Source organism: Caballeronia sp. M23-90, assembly GCF_053574605.1.
Map to the genome: position 1 here is coordinate 1 of NZ_JBSIPA010000407.1, position 5982 is coordinate 5982.

5 protein-coding genes and 1 pseudogene are annotated in these 5982 nt (G+C 59.8%); 4 read left to right on the plus strand and 2 right to left on the minus strand.

Translation table 11 applies throughout. The features are described 5' to 3' along the window. The 3 genes from ACRXB1_RS28370 to ACRXB1_RS28380 form a co-directional block, all read left to right on the plus strand. A partial coding sequence (locus ACRXB1_RS28370; protein WP_449493921.1) for an oxidoreductase occupies positions 1-796 on the plus strand: 796 nt, incomplete at its 5' end. Positions 797-1123: 327 nt separating this feature from the next. Then, positions 1124-2293, plus strand: coding sequence for a class C beta-lactamase (ampC, locus tag ACRXB1_RS28375; RefSeq protein WP_449493922.1), 1170 nt, complete (start codon positions 1124-1126; stop codon positions 2291-2293). Next, entirely contained in the window at positions 2290-2688 is a 399-nt protein-coding gene (locus ACRXB1_RS28380) for a cupin domain-containing protein (protein ID WP_449493923.1), read from the plus strand. The genes ampC and ACRXB1_RS28380 overlap by 4 nt, the downstream gene beginning before the upstream one ends. 218 nt (positions 2689-2906) lie before the next feature. Here the strand turns inward: ACRXB1_RS28380 and ACRXB1_RS28385 are convergent, their stop codons facing one another. Both ACRXB1_RS28385 and ACRXB1_RS28390 read right to left on the minus strand, forming a co-directional pair. Continuing rightward, the gene (locus ACRXB1_RS28385) at positions 2907-3881 is read right to left on the minus strand and encodes a PDR/VanB family oxidoreductase (RefSeq protein ID WP_449493924.1); all 975 of its coding nucleotides are present in this window, start codon (positions 3879-3881) and stop codon (positions 2907-2909) included. Positions 3882-3953: 72 nt separating this feature from the next. After that, a complete protein-coding gene (locus ACRXB1_RS28390; protein WP_062001678.1) occupies positions 3954-5495 on the minus strand; it encodes a Rieske 2Fe-2S domain-containing protein in 1542 nt (513 codons plus the stop codon). 220 nt (positions 5496-5715) lie between these two features. Between ACRXB1_RS28390 and ACRXB1_RS28395 the strand changes: the two are divergent. Continuing rightward, positions 5716-5937 (plus strand): annotated as a pseudogene (locus ACRXB1_RS28395) (GntR family transcriptional regulator); the annotation flags it as partial. Positions 5938-5982: the final 45 nt, after the last annotated feature.

Here is a 5982-nt window from a genome sequence, read left to right on the forward strand (position 1 = left end):
GATCGTCACGAAGCTTGGCGCCGTTCGCGGCGCGGACGGTTCATGGAACGCGGCCCTCGAGCCGGAAGATCTGAAACGCGGCGTTCACGACAATCTTCGAAACCTCGGCCTCGATGCACTCGAGATCATTCGCGAGGCGCTCCATCCGTATGCGGACGGCCTCGTGATCGTCACGAAGCTTGGCGCCGTTCGCGGCGCGGACGGTTCATGGAACGCGGCCCTCGAGCCGGAAGATCTGAAACGCGGCGTTCACGACAATCTTCGAAACCTCGGCCTCGATGCACTCGAGATCGTGAACATACGCAACATGGGCGACATCCACGCGCCGGCCGAGGGATCGATTGCGAAGCAGGTCGAGACGCTCGCCGAGCTTCAGCGCCAGGGGCTCGTGCGCCACATTGGTCTGAGCAACGTGACGCCGACGCAGATCAAGCAAGCGCAAGGGATTGCCGAGATTGTCTGCGTGCAGAACCATTACAACCTGATCCAGCGCAGCGACGACGCACTCGTCGATGACCTCGCAGCCCAGGGCATTGCGTACGTACCCTTCTTTCCGCTGGGCGGCTTCACACCGATCCAGTCATCGGCGCTTTCGACGATTGCGCAGGGCCTGGAAGCGACGCCCATGCAAGTCGCGCTTGCGTGGCTCTTGCATCGCGCGCCGAATATCTTGCTGATTCCGGGGACGTCGTCGGTCACGCATCTGCGCGAAAACCTGCAGGCATCGCAATTGAAGCTGCCGGACGATGTGCTCGCCGAACTCGACTCGCTCGGTGGGGCTCAGTCGGCGCATTAAAGGCGTTTGGCCGGCCGGCCCGCCGAATGACCGACAAAAAAAAGGCGCCTGAACAAAGGCGCCTTTTGTCTTGATCATCACTTCTGTCTGCTCTAGTTCGAAAACGTGCGCACTCCCCGACCGCGCCACGATATCCGAATCATGGCAATCACGGTGACAAGCTGAGCAACGGTGTCCTTGCAATGCATATCGGCGTGATCGGCGCATTCTTTAGCGATAGTTTTTCTATTGCCTTGAATAACTTATCGTAGATGGTCGGTCACTCAGAAAAACCGGATACTCCTGCCTCACAGCTTGACCCACCCAAACCCGCCAAGGATCAGGGACATGACATTGAGAGCAGGACGTCTGTTTTTTGCAGCAATCGTTTTCTCGTGCACGGTTTCGAGCGTCGTTCAAGGCGCCGATAACACCATCCAGAGCGAAGTGGACGGCGTCATCCAACCGCTGATGAAGCAATACGCAATCGCCGGCGTCGCGGTCGGGGTCATCGCCGACGGCAAGCCTCATGTATTCAACTATGGTCTTGCGTCGGTGCGGCCCAGGAGACTGGTGACGGGCAACACCTTGTTCGAGCTTGGATCGGTCAGCAAGACATTCACCGCGACGCTTGCCGCCAAGGCACAAATCGACGGTGACCTGTCCTTGTCCGACCGCACGAGCAAGTATCTCCCGTCCTTGCAGAACACCCCGTTCGGCGATGTGACCCTGCTCAATCTCGGCACGCACACGCCCGGCGGCCTTCCGCTGCAAGTGCCCGACAACGTCAACAGCATCGACGAACTGATGCAGTACTTCAGGCAGTGGAAACCTGCGTACGCGGCGGGGACGTATCGGACGTACACGAATCCAGGCATTGGAACGCTCGGCCTCATCACCGCGAAAAGCCTGGGTCAGGATTTCGATACGCTCATGACGCAGGGCCTGTTTCCCGCGCTGGGTCTGCAGCACAGTTACATCAACGTGCCCGCAGCAAGAATGAAGGACTACGCGCAGGGCTACACCAAGGATGACGCGCCCATCAGGATGAAGCCGGGTGTGCTCTCGTCCGAGGCTTACGGCATCAAGACCACCGCTGCCGACATGCTGCACTTCCTCCAGGCGAACATGAACCTGGTCAAACTCGACCCGAAGCTTCAGCGCGCAATAACCGATACCCACACTGGCTATTTCGATGCAGGACCAATGACGCAAGACCTGATCTGGGAGCAATATCCCTATCCGGTCGCGCTTGAAAATCTGCTGGAAGGCAACGCGCCTGCGATGATCATGAACGCGACGCCGGTCACCCAGCTCAAACCGCCGCAACCGCCGCGCGACGATGTCTGGATCAACAAGACCGGCTCGACCAACGGCTTTGGCACGTATGTGGCATTCATTCCGGAAAAACGTCTGGGGATCGTGATTCTCGCGAACAAGAACATCCCGAACGGCGCGCGTGTCACGGCGGCGTACCGGATCCTCGAGTCGCTGGCCGATAAGGCGCAGACGCAATGATGTTCCATCGATACATGGCGGTCGTCGTGAGCGCGGCGATTAGCGTGCCTTCATTCGCAGCCGGCTCGGCGGCCGCCGCCAAAGACACGGTCGTTCTGCAACGCGTGCCTGTTGCAGGCACTGATCGCGAGATGGGCATGGGGATTTCGGAGTTCCCGCCGAACGCATCCAAGCCGAGACATAAAGCCACGGGACCGGAACTCGCTTACGTGCTGGACGGTGAAGTCACGGTGCAGGTTGATGGTCAGCCGGCGCACGTCGTCCGCGCCGGTGAGAGCTGGGCAATGCCGGCGAATGTCGCCCATGTCACGACCGCAGGGCCTGCGGGCGCGAAGGTTTTGGCGACGTGGGCGTGGGTGCCGGGAAAGCCGTTCAACGTTTCGGATCCGAAATAAGCCGTGCCCAGCCCTCACCTCTCGGCACGCTCACTCTTACGACAAGGCAGCAGCAACGGCATCGAAATCATCTACGCCTGATCCCGATGATCGTCATCAGACCTGACAAGCGACCAGCCGGAATCACCAATCAACTTGGCATTGCCGAACGACATTCGTCTGAACACCCGGCGAATCCAGCTCAAGAACATGATGTCTCCGCCGTGGCGAATTCGTTTTTATAGATCGAGCACAAGCTCCCTGCTTGTCGCCCTCGATACACACGCGGTCAGGTATTCGCGCTTTTCGTCGTCGCCGAGAATGCAGTCGTTGTGCTCGACTTCGCCCGACAAGTACCGCACCTTGCACGTGCCGCACAAACCCGCGCGGCACGATGTCTCTATCGGCACGCCGGCTTCGTCGAGTGCGTCGGCAATGCTCTGGTCGGCTGTGACCGGAATCATCTGCCCGGTGCTCGCAATCTTCACGATGAACTCGCCCACCGCGCCCGCAACCTCCTGACTCAGGTCCCGCTCGGGCGCCTTGAAGTGTTCGAAGTGAACCGTGCCCGACGGCCAATGTTGCGCCGCGGCCGCGCACGCCTTCATGAATCCGGCAGGGCCGCAGTAATACAGGTGGGTATCGGCGGCAGGTTCGCGCAACAGTTCGCCGATGTTCAATCCCGCCGATGGGTCGCCGTTGTCGAAATGAAAATGCAACCGGCCTGCGGTCTTGATGCTTGCCAGTTCATCGGTGAATGCCGTGCAGCGCGCATCCTTCGCGCAGTAATGCATCTCGTAGTCGATACCGGCGTCCTCCAGCCGGTGCGCCATTGCTTTGAGAGGCGTCACGCCGATACCACCGGCCAGCAGCACGACCTTCTTGGCGTCGGCGGCCAGTTCGAAGTTGTTGCGCGGCGCGCTGACCTTCACGCGATCCTGAACGCGCAGCGTGTCGTGTACGGCTTTTGATCCGCCGCGCCCGGCTTCATCACGCAGCACGGCGATCACGTAGCGATGCCGCTCGCTTGGTGAATTGCTGAGCGAATACTGGCGGACGGTACCGCCTTTCAGATGGATATCGATATGGGCGCCGGCCGTGAACGGCGGCAACGTGGCGCCCTCCGGATCGACGAGCTCATACGAGTTGATGCCTTTGCCTTCGAAGCGAATCTGCCGCACCATCAGGTCAAGGGGGCTGTCTGGACTTGCCATGAACTTTCCTATTGTTTTCTCGGGCCGCGCGTGCAGACAAACGCTCATCGAGCACGCGCGGTCCCTTTGCCTTCACGCCTTCATCGACGCTTCGAGCGACTCGAACTTCTCGCGCACGAATTGCGCACGCTCCTCGCCCTTGAGCGCCTCGCTATCCGTCAAGATCGCGACCAGCTTCTTCGTCAGCGCGCGCCGGTTGGCGACTTCCTGCTCGACAGTCTCCGCTTCCGGCAGATCGAACACGTTGCCCGAGCAGTAGCTATTGGGCGAGCCCGCGTTCGCTCTGAACCAGTCCGCGAAATTCTCGGCCGATGCTGCCGGGTTCGTCCCGCGAACCGCATCGCGCAGCATCTTGCGGAAGAGGAAAAGACCGGCGTCGAACTTGGTCGGATTCTCGAGCGAATGCACGGCGATCGGCCGCTGGCTGATGATGGCCTCGTAATCGCCGGGCGCGTATTGCGCGTCCTTGTAGTGCTCGCGTTCACGATGATTCGTCGGGATCGGCGGCAATTCTTCGAGCTTGTATTTGCCGAAGCGCTCCGGACGCCGCATCGCAACCTGTCCTTCGAGGAAGTCGATCGACTCGTAACCGACCAGCGATTTATCGCCGATGCCGCGTGTATCGATTCCCGGACCCATCACGCGCCAGCCGATCATCTTCGAATTTTCATCATCGACGGGAACGGTCCAGCGAATGATGTGAAAGCGGCTGAAGAGCTTCTTCTTCGCGCCATCTTCCGACGTGTACGCATGCAGGCTCAGATTCGGCAATACCTGATGCTGAACGCGCACGAACATGCGGTCCTTGTCGACGCGGCGAGCACCCGCGCACGCGAGGCTGCGTCCCTGTTGCACCGGCGCGAAATGCATGTCGGGAGCAACTTCCATGGACTTGGCGCCGACCTCGTCGAAAGTCGTGCCCTGATACTTGCCGTTGACCACGTTCTTGCCTGCGTGCAGCGCGGTCGGATGATAGTTGTCGGCGGCGTTGTCCTGCACTTGCAGCCAGTTGCAATGCTGGAAATTGCTGTAAGGCACGAGTTCGTCGGTCGGGGCTACCGTGAAATCACCTTCCCATTCCGGGAACGGCGGCTCCTTGTCGGGCGGTCCCATGTAGGCAAACACGAGTCCGTGACGCTCGACGGCTTTATATGCGCCCTGCTGGATCGAGCACGCGTATTTCTCAGCTTCCTTTTCTTCGCCGTTCGGAAACGGCACGTGGAGACAGGAGCCGTCGACGTCGAAGACCATGCCGTGGTAACAGCACTTGATGCCATGCTCCTGGATCGCGCCATATTCCAGCGATGCCCCGCGATGCACACAATGCGCATGCAGCACGCCTACGGCGCCGCTGCCATCGCGGAATGCGACCAGTTCTTCGCCGAGGATCTTCAGGAAGCGCGGGGTATCGGTGAGCTCGATGGCCATGCACACCGGATGCCAGAACGCGCGCATGTATTCGCCCATCGGCGTGCCGGGGCCGGTTTCGGTCAGTTCGGGATCGTGACCCGGAACCTTGTTGGTGTAGTAACCGCCGAAGGGCACCAGTTTCTTCTGGACCGCGCCGCCAGCGCTGCTTTTCTGCCCTTCCGCCTTTTCTGACTTGATGTTCATGTGTGCCTCTGCTGGGTGTATCGATAAGGGGAACTGCGTTTTTGTCATATTTTTAAGATCGGTTTCTGAACTCCGAACTCTGTATCCAAAGATTAGTTTCGCAATGCAGCCATGTCTCTACAGGTAAACGCTTGGGCGCAGAATTTTCCTTTCCGTTTGCACCTGCCCGACACTGCCTGTACGCTCTTGAACTCTGTATCCAGAAATTACGAGAGCAATCATGGCCGCCAAACTTCTGAAGCTCCAGGCACGCACCGACTATGTCGATGAAGTCTACAAAGTGCTGCTCGACGCCATCAGCGAAGGCTCCCTCGCGCCCGGCGCACGCATCACACAGGAAGAGATCGCGGAGCAACTGGCGGTATCGCGTTCACCGGTGCTGCAGGCGCTGCGCCTGCTGAAAAAAGACGGTCTCGTCCAGGACGCACCGGGTCGCGGCCTGCAGCACCGGTGAACGCGATACCGCCAGTTGCTCCGCGATCTCTTA